We start from the raw sequence: 17,301 nt of genomic DNA, 5'->3' as shown, positions 1-17,301 counted from the left end.
AAGCGCGCTGCCCGGCATCGGCACAACGATTTCGACATAAAACTTTAAGCTTGAAATATCCTGTCGCCGGCGCGATACTCACAAGGCAGCGAGCGAAGAGGAGATCGCACAGATGAAGGTTGCGGTTCTCGGCGGCGGCCCAGCCGGACTCTACTTTGCCATATCGATGAAACTCAGGGACGCCACGCACGATGTGACGGTGTTCGAGCGCAACCGCGCCGACGACACGTTCGGCTGGGGCGTCGTGCTGTCGGCCGAAACGCTCGATAACCTCGCCAAGAACGACCCTGTCAGCGCCGTCTGGATCAAGAAGCATTTTGCCTATTGGGACGACATCGCCGTCATCCATGACGGCGTGCGCACGGTCTCGTCGGGCCATGGCTTTTGCGGCATCGGCCGCAAGCGGTTGCTGATCCTGCTGCAGCGCCGCGCCCGCGAACTCGGCGTCAAGCTGATGTTCGAGACCGATATCGCCGATCCCAAGCCTTACATGGAGACCCATGACCTGGTCGTCGCCGCCGACGGGCTGAATTCCAGGGCGCGCAACACCTTTGTCGACATCTTCAAGCCGGACATCGACACCCGCAAATGCAAGTTCGTGTGGCTCGGCACCAACCAGAAATTCGACGACGCCTTCACCTTCATCTTCGAGAAGACCGAGCATGGCTGGGTGTGGGCGCACGCCTACCAGTTCGACAGCGAGACCGCGACCTTCATCGTCGAATGCAGCGGGCAGACCTGGGCTGCCTTCGGCTTCGGCGCGATGTCGCAGCAGGAATCGATCGCGGTGTGCGAGCGCATTTTCGCCAAGCATCTCGGCGGCCATGCGCTGATGACCAATGCCAACCACATCAGGGGCTCGGCCTGGATCAATTTCCCGCGCGTGCTGTGCGAGCGCTGGTCCTACAGGAATCTGGCGCTGATGGGCGATGCGGCGGCATCGGCGCATTTCTCGATCGGCTCCGGCACCAAACTCGCCCTGGAAAGTGCGGTGGCGCTGGCCGAGTATGTGGAAACCGAGCCGGACCTCGACGCCGCCTTCCGCAAATATGAGGATGCGCGGCGCACAGAGGTGCTGAAGCTGCAATCGGCGGCGCGCAATTCGCTCGAATGGTTCGAGGAGGTCGAGCGCTATCTCGGTCTTGATCCGGTGCAGTTCAACTATTCGCTGCTGACGCGGTCGCAGCGCATCAGCCACGAGAATTTGAGGCTGCGCGATGCCGAATGGCTGGGCGGCGCGGAGGAATGGTTCCAGCGCCAGGCGGGTGCCGGCGGCAACAGGCTGCGCCGGGCGCCGATGTTCGCGCCGTTCAAGCTGCGCGACATGAAGCTGCAAAACCGCGTCGTCGTTTCGCCGATGGCGCAGTACAAGGCCGTCGACGGCTGCCCGACCGACTGGCATTTCACGCACTATGCCGAGCGCGCCAAGGGCGGCGCGGGGCTCGTCTATATCGAGATGACCTGTGTCAGCCCGGAAGGCCGGATCACGCCCGGCTGTCCCGGCTTCTACGCGCCCGAACACGAGGTCGCCTGGAAGCGGCTGGTCGATTTCGTGCACTCCGAGACCGAAGCCAAGATCTGCGCCCAGATCGGGCATTCCGGCGCCAAAGGCTCGACCCGGCTCGGCTGGGAAGGCACCGACGTGCCGCTGGCCTCGGGCAACTGGCCTGTCATGGCGGCATCGGCTGTCGCATGGTCGCCCGAGAACCAGGTGCCGAAGGCGATGGACCGCGCCGACATGGATCTGGTGCGCGACCAGTTCGTGGCCTCGGCCGAGATGGCCGATCGTTGCGGCTTCGACATGCTCGAGATCCACGCCGCGCATGGCTATCTCCTGTCGTCCTTCATCACACCGGTCACCAACCGGCGCACGGATGAATATGGCGGTTCTCTGGAAAACCGCATGCGCTATCCCCTCGAGGTCTTCCGCGCGGTGCGCGCCGCCTGGCCGGCACAAAAGCCGATTTCGATGCGCATTTCGGCCAATGACTGGGTCGGCATCGAAGGCGTCACACCCGCCGACGCGGTCGAAATCGCGCGGCTGCTGCACGAAGCCGGCGTCGACATCTGCGACGTTTCGGCCGGGCAGACATCGGTGTCGGCGAAGCCGGTCTACGGCCGCATGTTCCAGACGCCGTTTTCCGACCGCATCCGTAACGAGGTCGGCATGGCGACAATGGCGGTCGGCAACATCTACGAGCCGGACCATGTCAATTCGATCCTGATGGCCGGCCGCGCCGATCTGGTGGCGCTGGCACGGCCGCATCTGGCCGATCCCTACTGGACGCTGCATGCGGCGGTGACGCTCGGCGACCGGGGTGTGAAATGGCCGGATCCCTATCTGCCCGGGCGCGACCAGATCTACCGGTTGGCCGAGCGTGACGCAGCCGCGGGGCTGAAAGTATGACGGCAGCACCAGCGATCTCCGGCAAGCATGCGCTGGTTACCGGCGGTGGCTCCGGTGTCGGCCGGGCCATCGCGCTGGCACTGGCCAGTGCGGGTATCGACGTGACCATCTGCGGCCGCCGCGAGGCGGAACTCGCGAAGGTGGCCGGCGAAAGCGGCCGTATCTTCGGCATTGCCGCCGATGTCACGAATGAGGCCTCCATGGCCACGCTCCACCAGACGGCGGAAGCGGAGCGCGGCGCCTTCGACATCGTCATTGCCAATGCCGGCATGGCCGGCAGCACGCCGGCGTACAAGACCACGCTGGCCGATTGGCAGAAGACGCTCGACGTCAATTTGACCGGCGCCTTCCTGACGGTGAAGCCCGCGCTGGCCGGCATGGCCGCGCGGAAGACAGGGCGGATCGTGTTCATCGCCTCGACGGCCGGATTGAAAGGCTATGCCTATGTCGCGCCTTACGTGGCGGCCAAGCATGGCGTCGTCGGGCTGATGCGGGCGCTGGCGGCGGAAACCGCGAAATCCGGCGTCACCGTCAACGCTGTGTGCCCGGGTTTCGTCGAGACCGACATGCTGGAAGAATCCATCCAGCGCATCATTGAAAAGACCGGACGCTCGGCCGGCGAGGCGCGGACGAGCCTTGTCTCGACCAATCCGCAAGGCCGTTTCATCCAGCCGCAGGAAGTCGCCGCCGCCGTGCTGTGGCTATGCGGCGATGCGGCGGCATCGATCACCGGACAGGCGATTTCCATCTCAGGAGGCGAAACATGGTAGCCGGCCCCCTGCCCGCACCGTCGGGACCCGGCAAGGACCGACTGCGTCTGTGGATCAGGCTGCTGCGCGCCTCGCGCACGATCGAGGCCGAACTGCGCGAGCGCCTGAAGAAAGAATTCGATACGACCCTGCCGCGCTTCGACGTGATGGCGGCGCTGTACCGCGTGCCGGAAGGCATGCTGATGAGCGACCTGTCGCGCTTCCTGCTGGTCTCCAACGGCAACGTCACCGGCATTGTCGACCGGCTGGTTTCCGAAGGGCTGGTCGCTCGTGCCCGCCGCAATGGCGACCGCCGCACTTCGATGGTGCGGCTGACGGAGGAGGGCACCAAATCCTTTGCCACCATCGCTGCCGCCCATGAGGGCTGGATCGGTGAATTGCTGGGCAAGGTCAGCGAGGAGGATGCCCGCCGGCTGACCGGCATGCTGACCTCGTTTCGCAGCAACTGGGAGGGACGCGAATGACCGGGATGGCTGGGCTGAAGCCGAAGCATTTCCTGTGGGAGGTCGAGGGCAGGATCGCCAAGGTCCGGCTCGACCGGCCCGAGCGCAAGAACCCGCTGACCTTCGACAGCTATGCGGAACTCCGCGACACGTTCCGCGACCTCGTCTATGCCGACGATGTCGACGCCGTGGTGTTTCTCTCCAATGGCGGCAATTTCTGCTCCGGCGGCGATGTTCATGACATTATCGGCCCGCTGGTCAAGATGGACATGAAGCAGCTTCTGGCCTTCACCCGCATGACCGGCGATTTCGTCAAGGCGATGCTGAATTGCGGCAGGCCGATCATCGCGGCCGTCGACGGCGTCGCGGTCGGCGCGGGCGCGATCATCGCCATGAGCTCCGACATCCGTATCGCCACGCCGGAGGCCAAGACCGCGTTCCTTTTCACCCGCGTCGGCCTTGCCGGCTGCGACATGGGCGCCTGCGCGATCCTGCCGCGCATCATCGGCCAGGGCCGCGCCGCCGAACTGCTCTATACGGGCCGCACCATGACGGCCGCCGAGGGTGAGCGCTGGGGGTTTTACAACAGGCTGGTCGATGCGGCCTCACTCGAGGCGGATGCACTCGACATGGCAGCACGCATCGTCTCAGGCCCGACCTTCGCCCACGGCATCACCAAGACGCAGCTCAACCAGGAATGGTCGATGGGTCTCGACCAGGCGATCGAGGCGGAAGCGCAGGCACAAGCGATCTGCATGCAGACGCGCGATTTCGAACGCGCCTACAAGGCATTCGTGGCCAAGGAAAAGCCGGTGTTCGAGGGGAATTGATGGCTGACAAGAGTTTCCTCAACTGGCCGTTCTTCGAAGACCGCCACCGCAAACTGGCCGAGAGCCTGGAAGCGTGGTGCCAGAAGAACCTCCCTGTCGATCATCATGACGTCGATGCTGCTTGCCGCGAGTTGGTGCAAAAACTCGGCCGTGACGGCTGGCTGAAGCCGACAGCTGTCGACACCGCCAATCCCGGACCGCTCGATGTCCGCACTTTGTGCATCACGCGCGAGACGCTCGCGCGCCATGACGGGCTCGCCGATTTCGCCTTTGCCATGCAGGGGCTGGGCACAGGCGCGCTCAGCCTGTTCGGCACGGCGGAGCAGCACCAATGGCTGGCGAAGACGCGGGCCGGCAAGGCGATCTCGGCCTTCGCCCTGTCGGAGCCGCGCTCCGGATCGGATGTCGCCAACACCGAGATGACGGCGACCCGCGACGGCGACAGCTATGTGCTCACCGGCGAGAAGACCTGGATCTCCAATGGCGGCATCGCCGATCTCTACATCGTCTTTGCCCGCACCGGCGAGGCGCCGGGCGCCAAGGGGCTTTCCGCCTTTATCGTACCGGGTGACGCCAAGGGCCTCGGCATCGCCGAACGCCTCGAAGTGATCGCGCCGCATCCGCTGGCGCGGCTGTCCTTCGATCAGGTCCGCCTGCCGGCCTCGGCGCTGATCGGCAAATCAGGCGATGGCTTCCGCATCGCCATGTCGGTGCTCGACGTGTTCCGCTCGACCGTCGGCGCGGCGGCGCTTGGATTTGCCCGCCGGGCGCTCGATGAGAGCATCAGCAGAGTGGCCGAGCGCAAACTGTTCGGCGCACCCATGGCCGAATTGCAGATGGTGCAGGGCCACATCGCCGACATGGCGCTCGACGTCGATGCGGCGGCACTTCTCGTCTATCGCGCCGCCTGGACCAAGGACATGGGAGCCGCGCGGGTCACCCGCGAGGCTGCGATGGCCAAACTGTTCGCCACCGACAAGGCGCAGGAGGTGATCGACAAGGCGGTGCAGCTGCATGGCGGCGACGGCGTCCGCAAAGGCCATATCGTTGAGAGCCTGTATCGCGAGATCCGCGCGCTGCGCATCTATGAGGGTGCCTCCGACGTGCAGAAAGTGGTGATCGCGCGGCAAGTGATGGGCGCGGCCTGACGACGGGAAATTGAAGAGTATTCGATTTTGAGACTTGGTTCTTAGAATACCGGGAGGCTTGAAATGCATGAGATTCTGCAGCCGGGAGGCTGGGCCAAACCGGTCGGTTACGCCAATGGCGTGGCGGCGCGCGGGCGGCTCATCTTTGTCGGCGGACAGGTCGGCTGGAACGGACAGTGCCAGTTCGAAACCGACGACTTTGTCGGCCAGGTGCGGCAGACGCTTGAGAACATCGTGGCGGTGCTGGCGGAGGCCGGCGCGGGACCGCAGCACATCACTTCGATGACCTGGTATTTCACCGACAAGGCCGAATACCTCGCCAATCTCAGGGGTATCGGCGAGGCATATCGCGAGGTGATCGGCCGGCATTTCCCGGCGATGGCCGCCATGCAGGTGATGGCGCTGATCGAGGACCGCGCCAAGGTGGAGATCCAGGCCACAGCCGTTATCCCGGAATGAACGCCCACCGCTTCGTCATCCACGGGCGGAGCAAGGAGCGAAGCGACGCGGCGCAGACCCCTGGAGGTGCTCCGCAGCCTAAGGGATCCATGCCGGGACTCTTATGCGCCGCGACGGTGCAGAATTCTGCTCCGCTGTACCCTCCATCAAGGTCACGGAATGGATCCCAGGGTCTCCGCGACGCCGCTGCGCTCCCGCTCCGCCCGTGGATGACGAAGTTGCGGAGCTTCTGCCAATCTCGAACGATGAGATCCCTGGCTGCTAACAGGCCAACCGATCAAGCCTGCACACGACTCTACCAGAGCCGAAGTCCCGCCTTCCTCAAAATCGGCAGCACGTGGTCGCAGAAATAGGGCAGTTCCCTGGTGTAGTTGACGAAGGAGAGCGCGATGCCCTGATAGCCGTGCCCGGCAATGGCGGCCATGTCGGCGGCGATCGTCTCCGGCGTTCCGATCAAGGGATAGGTGCCGGCGCCGCCGGCGAAACGCTGCCGGTAGCGGTCATAGGCGTGCGGGTCGTGCGACTGCGAGAATTCCTTCTTGCCGGCCATATGGGCATCGACCGCGTCATGGTCGGCCAGATCGACCGCGTAGCGCGTGTAATAGGCTTGCGCCTCCTCCATGGTCGGGCGGCAGACGACATGCGCCACGGTGTAGACGCCGACATCGCGGCCGACCTTGTCGGCCCGTTCGTGGATGTCGGCGACGTGCTTGCCGGCATCGCTCATTTCGGAAAAGGTCGTGAACAGATAATCGCAGCGGGCGGCGGCGAAGTCGCGGCCCGGACCACCGAAAGCGGCATTCATCGTCACCGGGCGCGGAAGCTGCAGACTGGCCGGCCGGCTCACCGCTTCCTTCAGGCGATAATAGGTGCCTTCATAATCGAGCGGCTCGGCCGACGCATAGAGCCTCTCAAGAATCTCGATCCACTCGGCTGCCTGGTCGTAACCTTTCTCGACCAGCGGCGTGCCGAACATGCCGAATTCCTTCGGGTTCCAGCCGCAGACGATGTTGAGGCCGGCCCGGCCCTGGCTGATGTGGTCGACCGTCGCCAGCGCCTTGGCGGCATAGAGCGGATGCACCAACGGCACGTGCACGGTCATGAACAGGCCGATCTGGTCGGTGGCTACCGCCAGAGCAGCCGCCCAGGTGAAGGTTTCGAACGACCATTCGCGCACCTTGTTGCGGCCGCCAAAGCCGCGCCAGCGGGCGATGGGCAGCATGAACTCCAGCCCGGCGCGGTCGGCAATCTCAGCCGCCGTGAGATTGTCCTGCCAGCTTGCCGTCCAGCGTTCCGGCACGTCGGTGATGGCAAGCCCGCCATCGGCGTTGGTCGAGAAGACGCCGAGCTTCAGTTTGTTCGGGCCGTGCAGGGGATGCGCTTTGATCATCTCGGGAACTCGCGGCGGGAGGCCACACGCTAGGCCGGCGTCAAAATATTTCAAGCCTGAAATAGCTTCGCCTCGCCCCCGTTTGCGGATATGAGTTTGGGCCAGATGAAAACGGGGATCGGCATGAGCGAATTTCGCCAGAAATGCATCGGCAAGGCAAACCTCGTCGGTTCGTTTGCCGCCATTCCGCATCCGGTCGCGGTCGAAGTGATGGCGCTGTCGGGCCTCGACTTCCTCTGCATCGACTGGGAGCACGCGCAGATTTCGCGCGACATGATCGAGACCATGGTGCGCGCGGCCGACGTCCATCGCGTGCCGGCGATGGTGCGGGTTCCCGGCCATGCGCCGGAAGCCATCCAGGCGGCACTGGATAGCGGCGCGCAAGGCGTTCTGGTGCCGCGCGTCTCGACTGCCGCGCAGGCGGCGATGGCGGTCAAAGCCTCGCGCTATCCGTCGCTGGGCGAGCGCGGCGTCGGACCCGGCCGGGCCGCCGGCTATGGCTATCGCATTCCCGAATATCTTGCCGGCGCCAACGACAGAACCGTGGTCGCGGTCCAGGTCGAGACAGCGGACGGGCTCGCCAACATCGAAGCGATCGCGGCCGTCGACGGCGTCGACGTGATCTTCGTCGGCCCCGGCGACCTTTCGGTGTCGATCGACGCGATCGGACCGCAAGGCGCCGACAAGCTCAACGTAGCGATCCGGACGATCATTGCTGCCACGATCGCACATGGAAAGACATCAGGCATATTTTGCGCCAGCCCACAGGCCATCGACCGATGGGCAGCCATCGGCGCGAGCTTCTTCGTGCTGGCCAGCGACACGATGTTTCTGGGCGCCGGCGCCGCGGCCAACGCTGCCGCGGCGCGCGACGAATTGGCATAGACAGGCGCGGCCGGACAAAAGGCGTATCGCCGGAGCAACACGCACGCCAAGCTTTTTAAGCTTAAAACTTTCGCCTTGAAATGCGTCCCACTTTGGATAAGCATTCAAGATCGATGACGACGGCCGTGCCGCAGGGGTTGCCGGCCAGTCCATCGTGGTGCTTCGGGGGTTTCAGTCCTTGTCGTTCATGCCGCCCCAGTCATCATCCAGCGCGCGCTCCGCTTTCGACGGCGTGCGCGGCCAAATCCGTGATCCGCATACAGAGACCATCGCCAACCGCGCGCGCAGGTCGCTGCCATGAATTGACGCCCCGCTGGGAGGTGGGACGGCAAGAAACCGTGCGGGGCGAGCCCGCCCGATCAACAACCAGAGGGGATACCCCAGAGGGAACACCAAATGAACCTGACACGTCGCAATCTCATCCTGCTTGCCGCCGCTATCGGCATCGCCGCCGGCCCCGCCACGGCTTACGCCGCGGATGTGCTCAATGTCGGCGCCTACCCGACCAATCCGCCCTTCGAGTATAAGAACGAGAGCGGCACCTTCGAGGGTTTTGAAGTCGACATCGTCAACGAAGCGGCCAAGCGCATCGGCATGACCACCGATATCGCCGATCTCGGCTTCCAGGCGCTGTTCGCGGCCACCACGTCGAAGCGCATCGACGTCGCCATCTCGTCGATCACCATCACGCCCGAGCGGCTGAAGTCGCAGTCTTTCACCCAGCCCTATTATGATTCCGACATGGGCATTGCCACCAAGACCGACAGCGCCATCAACACCGAAGCCGATCTCAAGGGCAAGATCGTCGGCGTGCTGTCGGGTTCGACCGGCGAGAGCTGGGTCAAGGCGCATCAGGAAGCCGACGGCTTCAGCGATGTCAAGGGCTATGACACGCAGCAGAACCTGCTGCTCGACCTCAGCGCCGGCCGCGTCGACGCCGCCGTCAGCGACATTCCGGGCATGGAATACTCCTTCACCAAGATGAAGGATCTGAAGGTCAAGCAGCGCATCAAGACCGGCGAACAGTACGGTCTGATGATGACCAAGGACCATCCGCTGCTCGGCAAGCTCAACGAAGCGCTGACCGCGATGAAGAAGGACGGCACGCTGGCCGCGATCCACAAGAAGTGGTTCGGCAGCGACGCGCCAGCCGAATCCTCGACCGTCAAGGAAATGCCGCTGCCGAAGGCCTGAGCGCAGATGCACTGAAATCGTGCCGGCTTTCCAGGCCGGCACGATTCATTTCCTGCTCCGGCGCCGCTGCCGCACAGACCGTCTCGCCATAAGCGAGGGTCGATTGGTTTTAACTTTGAACACCCTTTGCTCCGGGGTTCGGGAACGCTCCCATGTCGCTGATCGACACCTTCTTCAATCCCGACGTCATCATGTCCAGCCTGCCGGCGCTGCTGCGCGGCTTCCTGAACACGCTGCTGCTCGGCATTCTGAGCATCGGCATCGGCATCCCCATCGGCCTGCTGATCAGCCTTGTGCGGCTCTATGCGCCCAAGCCGCTGCGCTGGCTGGCGGTCGGCTACACCGACATTTTCCGCGCGCTGCCGGTGCTGGTGGTGCTGATCCTGATCTACTACGCGCTGCCCTTCCTCGGCATCCGCCTGTCGTCCTGGGCGTCCGCCGTGACGGCCTTCGCCTTCATCATGTCGGCCTATTCGGCGGAAGTGTTCCGCTCCGGCATCGAGAGCATTCCGAAAGGCCAGTTCGAGGCGTCGCAGGCGCTTGGCCTGCCGTTCCTTTTGACCTTGCGCAAGGTGGTGCTGCCGCAGGCGATCCGCGTGGTCATCCCGCCGATGACCAGCAATTGCGTCTCGATGTTTAAGGACACTTCGCTCGCCTCGACCGTGGCGTTGCCGGAACTCCTGAAGGAAGCGACCAACGCGCAGTCGCTCTATGCCAACCCCTCGCCGCTGATCGGCGCAGCACTGGTCTATCTCATCTTCCTCTGGCCGATGGTGCGTCTTGTCAGCCTGCTTGAAGACCGCTTCAAGACCGAGAAAGCGCGCTGACCCGCCACCGATCAACACCCGCCCAATTCTTCGTAGGAGCCTGCCCGTGAACAAGCATCAAACCGATAATGCGAACGCCTCAGCGTTCCCCGTCGACACCATCCGCACCATGTTTCCCGCCTTGCAACGGGCCGGCGATTTCATCTTCATGGACAATGCCGCCGGCGCGCAGATCCCGCAGAGCGTGCTCGACGCGGTGACCAACCATCTGGTTTCGCACAATGTGCAGCGCGGTGGCCGCTATGGCCGCAGCGTCACCGTCGACCAGTCCGTCGCCGACGCGCGGACAAGCGTGGCGCTGCTGATCAATGCCCATAGCCCGGCGGAAATCTGCTTCGGCATGAACGCCACCTCGTTCATCCGCCTTGTCAGCCTCGGTATCGGCCAGATGCTTTCGGAGCGAGACGAGATCGTCATCACCGACATGGACCACGACGCCAACATCGCCACCTGGCTGGCACTGGAATCCGCCGGCGCCAAGTTCAAGTGGTGGCGTATGCGCGAGGACGGTAATCTGCATGTCGATGATCTGCGCCCGCTGGTTTCCGACCGCACCCGCCTCGTCGCCTGCACGGTGACGGCGCATTCGATCGGCTCGATCGTCGATGTTGCGTCGGTCGCCGAGATCGCGCATGCGGCCGGCGCGGAAGTGTTCCTCGACTGCGTGCATTACGGTCCGCACGGGCTGATCGACGTGCAGGCATGGGATTGCGACTATCTCGTCTGCTCCGGCTACAAGAATTTCTCGCCGCACATGGGTTTTCTCTGGGGCCGCTTCGACACGCTGAAGCGGCTGCCGACTTTCCGGGAGGACTTCATCCCCGACGAGCCGCCCTACAAGGTCGAGGCCGGCACCTTCATCTACGAGAATGTCTCGGGCATGGATGCGGCCGTGCAGTATCTGGAACTGATCGGCCGCAATCTGGCCCCCTCCAACAACCGCTCGCGGCGCGAAAACATCGTCGCCGGCATGGGCGCCATCCGCGACTATGAGCTGCTTTTGGCGCGCGAGATGCTCGCCGCGCTAAAAGGTTGCGGCGCGACCATCTATGGCGTCGCCGACGAGGCCCGCATCAACGAGCGCGTGCCGACCTTCTGCTTCAACATCGGGAGACTGTCACCGCAGCGGATCGTCGAGGAGATGGCCGAGATGCAGATCGGCATCCGCGACGGCCACATGTACGCGCCGCGGCTGATGAAGCGCCTCAATTTGTCGATGGACAGCGGCGCCATCCGCGCCTCGCTGGTGCATTACAACACGGTCGAGGAAGTGCACAAATTCGGCGAGGCATTGCGCGCGATTATCGCAAAGTTGTCGTAGGTTGGGCTTACCCCCACACGGACCTTAGGGGCGCCGCCCGGCTTTAAGCCGCCTTCTTCTTGGCCAGCCTCGCCTTGATGCTTGCCACGTCGGCGCGCGGCGTCGCGGCGAACAGCGTCTTGGTGTAGGCGTGCTTGGGGTCTGAAAAGACCTCGTCGCGCGAGCCATATTCGACCGCTTCGCCGAAATACATCACCATCACGTCGTCGGCGATGTAGCGCACGACGGACAGGTCGTGGCTGATGAAGACATAGGTCAGCTGGAACTCGTCCTGCAGGTCGGCGAGCAGGTTGAGCACCTGCGCCTGAACCGAGAGGTCGAGCGCCGAGACCGGCTCGTCCAGCACCAGCAGGCTGGGGTTCAGCATCAGCGCGCGGGCAATGGCAATGCGCTGGCGCTGGCCGCCCGAGAACATGTGCGGGTAGCGGTTGTAGTGCTCGGGTCCGAGACCGACCTTCTTCAGCATCTTCATGGCGAGGTCGCGCCGTTCCTCGGCCGGCTTGTCGGTGTTGATGAGCAGCGGTTCTCCCAGCACGTCGCCGATCTTCTGGCGCGGGTTGAGCGAGCCATAGGGATTCTGGAAAACGATCTGCACCTTGCGGCGCATCTCCTTGGTCAACCCGCCCCTGGCGATGTCGACCTTGTTGCCGTCGATGAACAGTTCGCCCGACGTCGCCGGATCGATCAGCGTGATGATGCGCGCGAGCGTCGACTTGCCGCAGCCCGATTCGCCGACGATGGCGAGCGTCTTGCCCTTCTCGACACTGAAGGACACGCCCTTCACCGCATGCACGGTGCGCGCGCTGCGGACCAGCCCGCCGCCGACATGGTAGTCGCGCTTGATGTTCTTGCCTTCGACAACAATGGTCATGCGCTGGCTCCCGAGGGCGCCGGCTCGAACAGCATGTCGGAGACGGTCGGCAAGCGATCGCCGACGGCATTTTCCGGTAGCGCCGAAAGCAACGCGCGCGTGTAATTGCTCTTCGGCGATTCAAATAGCGACAGCACGTCGGCCTCTTCCATCTTGCGGCCCTTGTACTGGACGATGACGCGGTCGGCGGTTTCCGCCACCACGCCCATATTGTGGGTGATCATGATCAGGCCCATGCCGTATTTGGCCTGCAGCGAGACCAGGAGATCGAGGATCTGCTTCTGGATGGTGACGTCCAATGCCGTCGTCGGCTCGTCCGCGATCAAAAGCTTCGGATTGCAGGCGATGGCGATGGCGATCATGACGCGCTGGCACTGGCCGCCCGACATCTGGTGCGGGAACGAGTTCAGCCGCTCCGCCGGATCGGCAATGCCGACCTGCTTCAACAATTCGATGGCGCGTGCCCGGCGCTGGGCCTTGTCCATGCCCATGTGGAAGCGCAGCACTTCCTCGATCTGGAAGCCAATCGTGAAGCACGGATTGAGGCTCGCCATCGGCTCCTGGAAGATCATCGACATGTCCTTGCCGACGATCTTGCGCCGCTCGGCCGGGCTCAGCTTCAGGAGATCGCGGCCATTGAAGCTCATGCGGTCTGCTGTGACCTTGGCGGTCCATGGCAAAAGGCCCATCACCGCCAGCATCGACACCGACTTGCCGGAGCCGGATTCGCCGACGATCGCCAGCACTTCGCGCTCGTCGACATGCAGCGACACGCCGTCGACGGCGCGGAAGGAACCGGATGCGGTCTGGAATTCGACGACGAGATTCTGGATGTCGAGCAGCGCCATCACGACCTCCTCAGTTTCGGGTCGAGCGCATCGCGCAGGCCGTCGCCGATCAGATTGATGGCAAGCACGGTGATCAGGATGGCGAGACCCGGGAACGTCACCACCCACCAGGCGCGCAGGATGAATTCGCGCGCCGTAGCAAGCATGGTGCCCCATTCCGGCGTCGGCGGCTGGGCGCCCAGGCCGAGGAAGCCGAGGGCGGCCGCCTCGAGGATGGCATTGGAGAACGACAGCGTGCCCTGGACGATCAGCGGTCCCAGGCAGTTGGGCAGGATGGTGCGAAGCATCAGCCTGAGATGCCCGGCGCCGGCGACCTTTGCCGCCACGACATATTCGCGGCTCTTTTCGGACATCACCGCGGCACGCACCAGCCGCGCGAAATGCGGCTGCAGGACAAGCGCGATGGCCAGCATCGCGTTGAACAGGCCAGGGCCGAGGATGGTGACCATCACCAGCGCCAGCAACAGCGACGGGAAAGCTAGAATGAGGTCCATGACGCGCATGATCGCCACGTCGACCCAGCCGCGGAAATAGCCGGCCAGCAGGCCGAGCGTGATGCCGCCAGCGAGCGCCAGCGAGACGACGACCGCGCCGATCAAAAGCGAGAAGCGCGCGCCATAGAGCAGGCGCGATAGGATGTCGCGCCCGACCGGATCGGTGCCAAGCAGATATTGCGTCGAGCCTCCGGCCTGCCAGGCCGGAGGCCGCAGGAATGCGGTCTTGTCCTGGACGTCGGGTGCATAGGGAGCCAGCAGCGGCGCAAACAGCGCCGCCAGCACCAGCAGAATGAAGACGAACAGGCCGATAACGGCGCCGCGGTTCACCGAGAAATAAAACCAGAAGGTCCTGAGACCGGTGAGGCGATCCGGGTTGCCGGCGGCCATCGGGGCGATTTCGGTCGACTGGCTCATCACGCCGCCCTTATGCGTGGATTGATGACGGCATAAAGCACGTCGACGATCAGGTTCACGGCCATGACGATAAGGGCAATCAACAGCAGGCCAGACTGCACGACAACATAGTCGCGCTTGGATATGGATTCGACCATCCACCTGCCGATGCCGGGCCAGGAGAAGATCGTCTCGGTAAGGATGGCGCCAGCGAGCAGCGTACTAACCTGCAGGCCGATGGTGGTGACCACCGGGATGAGTGCATTGCGCAGAGCATGCACGCCGATGACCCGGGCCGACGAAAGCCCTTTGGCTCGGGCCGTCCGTACATAGTCCTCGCCCAGCACCTCGAGCATGGCGGACCGCGTCTGGCGCGCTATCACAGCCAGCGGAATGGTGCCGAGCACAATTGTCGGCAGCACCAGATGGCGCAATACCGAGCGAAATGCATCCCACTTGCCGTAGAGCAAGGTGTCGATGGTCATGAAGCCAGTGATCGGCTTGAAGAAATACTGCAGGTCGATGCGGCCATTGACCGGTGTCCAGCCGAGATAGCCGGAGAAAAAGATGATGAGCAGCAGGCCCCACCAGAAGATCGGCATGGAGTAGCCGACGAGCGCCGTGCCCATCAGCGACTGGTCGAACCACGAACCGCGCTTGACGGCCGCGAAGATGCCGGCCGGGATGCCGAGCACCATGGCGAAAATCATGGCGAAGAATGACAGTTCCAGCGTCGCCGGGAAGAGCGTCTTGAACTCCTCGAGCACCGGGCGCTTGGACGAAATCGAGACGCCGAAATCGCCGGTCACGACCTCACCGACATAGCGCGTGTATTGCTGCCAGATCGGCAGATTGTAGCCGAATTGCTCCTTGAGCTCTTCGTAACGCGCCGGCGCCACGCCGTGTTCGCCGGCCATGGCAAGGATGGGATCGCCGGGCAGCAGCCGGACGAACGCGAAGGCGCAGATCGTGATGCCGACAAGCGTCGGGATCAAAAGTGCAATTCGGTGGAGGATATATTTTAGCATGATGTAGGGGGCGGCGCTTCATTGCGCCGCCCCGCTCTATAGTCTTATTCGGCCTTGTCAACGCCGTCGAAGCGGTGAATGCCGAGCGGATCCATCTTGAAACCGCTGACATTGTTGCGCACGACCGCATAGACTTGGCTGTGGACCAGCAGGAAGGCGGGCGCTTCCTTGGCGAAGATCACCTGCGCCTGCTCATAGAGTTTGGTGCGCTCGGCCTGGTCGCTGGTCTTCTTGGCCTTCTGGATCAGATCCTCGAAGTCCTTGTCGCACCAGCTCGAGTAGTTCGAGACGCCGATGGCCGAGCAGGCGAACAGGGTGGCGAAGAAGTTGTCCGGATCGCCATTGTCGCCGGTCCAGCCGATCTGGAACGCACCGGGACGGTCCTTCTTCTTGCCTTCCGAGCGATACTTGGTCCACTCGTAGTTGACGATCTCGGCCTTGACGCCGACCTTGGCCCAGTCGGCCTGGATCAGTTCGGCGGCGCGCTGGAAGTTCGGGTTGTACGGGCGAACGCGGTCGGATGCCCAGAGTTGAATTTCCTTCAGACCGGCGTCGGCCAGCACCTTCTTGGCCGCTTCCGGATTGTAGGCGTCGGTCTTCACATCCTTGTTCCACGACCACATGGTCGGCGGGATCAGGTTTTCCGCGGGCGTTGCGCCGGCGTCCTGGAACAGCGACTTGATCAGCGCTTCCCGGTCGATCGCCTGGTTGAGCGCATGGCGCACCTCAGGCTTGTCGAGCGGCGGGATGGTGGTGTTGTAGCTCATATAGCCGATGTTCAGGCCGGCCTGATCCATCAGGGTCACGTCCTTATTGGCCTTGATGGTGGCGATGTCGGCCGGGTTCGGATAGGGCGCGATGTCACATTCGCCGGCAAGCACTTTCTGGGTGCGGGCGGTGGCGTCAGGCGTGATGGCGAAGACGAGATCGTCGATCTTTTCCTTGCCCTTGAAATAATCCGGGTGGGCCGCGTAGCGGATGACGGAATCCAGCTGGTAGTCGACGAACTGGAACGGGCCGGTGCCGATCGGCTTGGTGGAGAAATCGGCCATCTTGCCGGACTTCGCCAGTTGGTCGGCATATTCCTTCGACACGATCGAGGCGAAGTCCATGCCGAGGTTGGCCAGCATCGGCGCGTTCGGCTCGGTCAGCGTCAGCTTAACGGTCAGGTCATCGACCTTTTCCCACTTGGCGACGTATTTCGGCATGTCCATGCCGGTGTAATAGTCCCAGGTCAGGTTCGGCAGATACTTGTCGCCGTTCCAGGGGTTTTCCTTGTTGAACTGGCGATCGAAGGAGAAGACGACGTCGTCGGCGTTGAGATCACGCGTCGGCTTGAAATAGTCGGTGGTCTGGAACTTCACGCCCGGATGCAGGTGGAAGGTGTAGACCAGGCCGTCGTCGGAAATCTCCCACTTGTCGGCAAGGCCGGGCTCGACCTCGGTGCCGCCATGCTTGAATTCAACCAGACGCGAATAGACGGTGCGCGACGAAGCATCGAAGTCGTTGCCGCCGGTCGTGGTACCCGGATCGAAATTGGCGGGCGATGCTTCCGAGCAATAGACGAGCGTCTTTGCATTGGCCATGCCGCCCAGGACGCTTGCGGCCAGCAACGCGGCCGCAAAAGCGAGTTTCTTTTTCATTGAGCACTCCCTGATGTTCTTCCAAGCCCCTCTAGCAGGCTCGCGAAGCGCGCATATAAGCACCGTTTTTCCGGCTTTGGAACACCCCGTTTGCTTACCCCTCGGGAAGCAGGAAAAAAATCCGCGATTTTGCTAAGGAGCAGAAAAAATTAGCAGTTTTTTCCATTCACGAGATTATTAACGACCGCATTTTTTTATTGATCTGGGATCTCACGACATGGACGCCGCGTTCGCCTTCGTCCGATCATCGATACGGAAAGATGCCGGTTCCAAGTGTCGCCGGCGGGAAAGATTTTCGACGGCAAATCTTTCGGCGCCTTGCCGCAAGGGCAAGACTTGCACCGCCG

16 protein-coding genes are annotated in these 17,301 nt (G+C 63.2%); 10 read left to right on the top strand and 6 right to left on the bottom strand.

From position 1 onward, the window contains the following. Positions 1-112 precede the first annotated feature (112 nt). The 6 genes from ACWGS8_RS23275 (at position 113) to ACWGS8_RS23250 (ending at position 6,057) form a co-directional block, all read left to right on the top strand. Positions 113-2,407, top strand: a complete 2,295-nt coding sequence (locus ACWGS8_RS23275) for a bifunctional salicylyl-CoA 5-hydroxylase/oxidoreductase (RefSeq protein ID WP_454583109.1) — start codon at positions 113-115, stop codon at positions 2,405-2,407. Beyond that, on the top strand, positions 2,404-3,177 hold the full coding sequence (locus ACWGS8_RS23270; protein ID WP_454583108.1) for an SDR family NAD(P)-dependent oxidoreductase: 774 nt from the start codon (positions 2,404-2,406) through the stop codon (positions 3,175-3,177). Before ACWGS8_RS23275 ends, ACWGS8_RS23270 begins: the two co-directional genes overlap by 4 nt. Next, positions 3,171-3,641: a MarR family winged helix-turn-helix transcriptional regulator gene (locus ACWGS8_RS23265; RefSeq protein WP_010913223.1), complete on the top strand. Its 471-nt coding sequence runs from the start codon at positions 3,171-3,173 to the stop codon at positions 3,639-3,641. Before ACWGS8_RS23270 ends, ACWGS8_RS23265 begins: the two co-directional genes overlap by 7 nt. Further along, the gene (locus ACWGS8_RS23260; RefSeq protein ID WP_454583107.1) at positions 3,638-4,450 is read left to right on the top strand and encodes an enoyl-CoA hydratase family protein; all 813 of its coding nucleotides are present in this window, start codon (positions 3,638-3,640) and stop codon (positions 4,448-4,450) included. The genes ACWGS8_RS23265 and ACWGS8_RS23260 overlap by 4 nt, the downstream gene beginning before the upstream one ends. Next, entirely contained in the window at positions 4,450-5,598 is a 1,149-nt protein-coding gene (locus ACWGS8_RS23255; protein WP_454583106.1) for an acyl-CoA dehydrogenase family protein, read from the top strand. Before ACWGS8_RS23260 ends, ACWGS8_RS23255 begins: the two co-directional genes overlap by 1 nt. Before the next feature lie 63 nt (positions 5,599-5,661). Further along, on the top strand, positions 5,662-6,057 hold the full coding sequence (locus ACWGS8_RS23250) for a RidA family protein (protein WP_454583105.1): 396 nt from the start codon (positions 5,662-5,664) through the stop codon (positions 6,055-6,057). A 295-nt stretch (positions 6,058-6,352) separates the two neighbouring features. Here ACWGS8_RS23250 and ACWGS8_RS23245 read toward each other — a convergent pair whose 3' ends face one another. Further along, a complete protein-coding gene (locus tag ACWGS8_RS23245; protein ID WP_454583104.1) occupies positions 6,353-7,447 on the bottom strand; it encodes an LLM class flavin-dependent oxidoreductase in 1,095 nt (364 codons plus the stop codon). A gap of 123 nt (positions 7,448-7,570) precedes the next feature. Between ACWGS8_RS23245 and ACWGS8_RS23240 the strand changes: the two genes are divergently transcribed. The 4 genes from ACWGS8_RS23240 (at position 7,571) to ACWGS8_RS23225 (ending at position 11,674) form a co-directional block, all read left to right on the top strand. Next, on the top strand, positions 7,571-8,332 hold the full coding sequence (locus tag ACWGS8_RS23240; RefSeq protein WP_454583103.1) for an HpcH/HpaI aldolase family protein: 762 nt from the start codon (positions 7,571-7,573) through the stop codon (positions 8,330-8,332). A gap of 396 nt (positions 8,333-8,728) precedes the next feature. Further along, the gene (locus ACWGS8_RS23235; RefSeq protein WP_454583102.1) at positions 8,729-9,526 is read left to right on the top strand and encodes an ABC transporter substrate-binding protein; all 798 of its coding nucleotides are present in this window, start codon (positions 8,729-8,731) and stop codon (positions 9,524-9,526) included. 152 nt (positions 9,527-9,678) lie between these two features. Then, complete coding sequence (locus ACWGS8_RS23230) at positions 9,679-10,353, top strand: amino acid ABC transporter permease (RefSeq protein ID WP_010913215.1); 675 nt, start codon at positions 9,679-9,681, stop codon at positions 10,351-10,353. A gap of 46 nt (positions 10,354-10,399) precedes the next feature. Beyond that, positions 10,400-11,674: a cysteine desulfurase-like protein gene (locus ACWGS8_RS23225; RefSeq protein ID WP_454583101.1), complete on the top strand. Its 1,275-nt coding sequence runs from the start codon at positions 10,400-10,402 to the stop codon at positions 11,672-11,674. A gap of 43 nt (positions 11,675-11,717) precedes the next feature. On the opposite strand, the gene ACWGS8_RS23220 is transcribed toward ACWGS8_RS23225, so the two are convergent. The 5 genes from ACWGS8_RS23220 to ACWGS8_RS23200 are packed head-to-tail and all read right to left on the bottom strand — an operon-like array spanning position 11,718 to position 16,954. Further along, positions 11,718-12,545, bottom strand: a complete 828-nt coding sequence (locus ACWGS8_RS23220) for a dipeptide ABC transporter ATP-binding protein (protein WP_454583100.1) — start codon at positions 12,543-12,545, stop codon at positions 11,718-11,720. After that, a complete protein-coding gene (locus ACWGS8_RS23215) occupies positions 12,542-13,393 on the bottom strand; it encodes an ABC transporter ATP-binding protein (RefSeq protein ID WP_454583099.1) in 852 nt (283 codons plus the stop codon). The genes ACWGS8_RS23220 and ACWGS8_RS23215 overlap by 4 nt, the downstream gene beginning before the upstream one ends. Further along, positions 13,393-14,304: an ABC transporter permease subunit gene (locus tag ACWGS8_RS23210; RefSeq protein ID WP_454583098.1), complete on the bottom strand. Its 912-nt coding sequence runs from the start codon at positions 14,302-14,304 to the stop codon at positions 13,393-13,395. The genes ACWGS8_RS23215 and ACWGS8_RS23210 overlap by 1 nt, the downstream gene beginning before the upstream one ends. Continuing rightward, positions 14,304-15,311 (bottom strand): ABC transporter permease subunit, encoded by a 1,008-nt coding sequence (locus ACWGS8_RS23205; RefSeq protein ID WP_038651941.1) that lies wholly within the window; start codon positions 15,309-15,311, stop codon positions 14,304-14,306. Before ACWGS8_RS23205 ends, ACWGS8_RS23210 begins: the two co-directional genes overlap by 1 nt. Positions 15,312-15,355: 44 nt before the next feature. Beyond that, positions 15,356-16,954 carry an ABC transporter substrate-binding protein gene (locus tag ACWGS8_RS23200; protein ID WP_454583097.1) on the bottom strand — a complete coding sequence of 533 codons (1,599 nt, stop codon included), beginning with the start codon at positions 16,952-16,954 and terminating at the stop codon, positions 15,356-15,358. Positions 16,955-17,301 lie beyond the last annotated feature (347 nt).

The sequence above is a fragment of the Mesorhizobium sp. 43Arga genome (genome assembly GCF_053714255.1).
The sequence above is the reverse complement of the archived record's forward strand: the minus strand, read 5'-3'. Positions and strand labels throughout refer to the sequence as shown.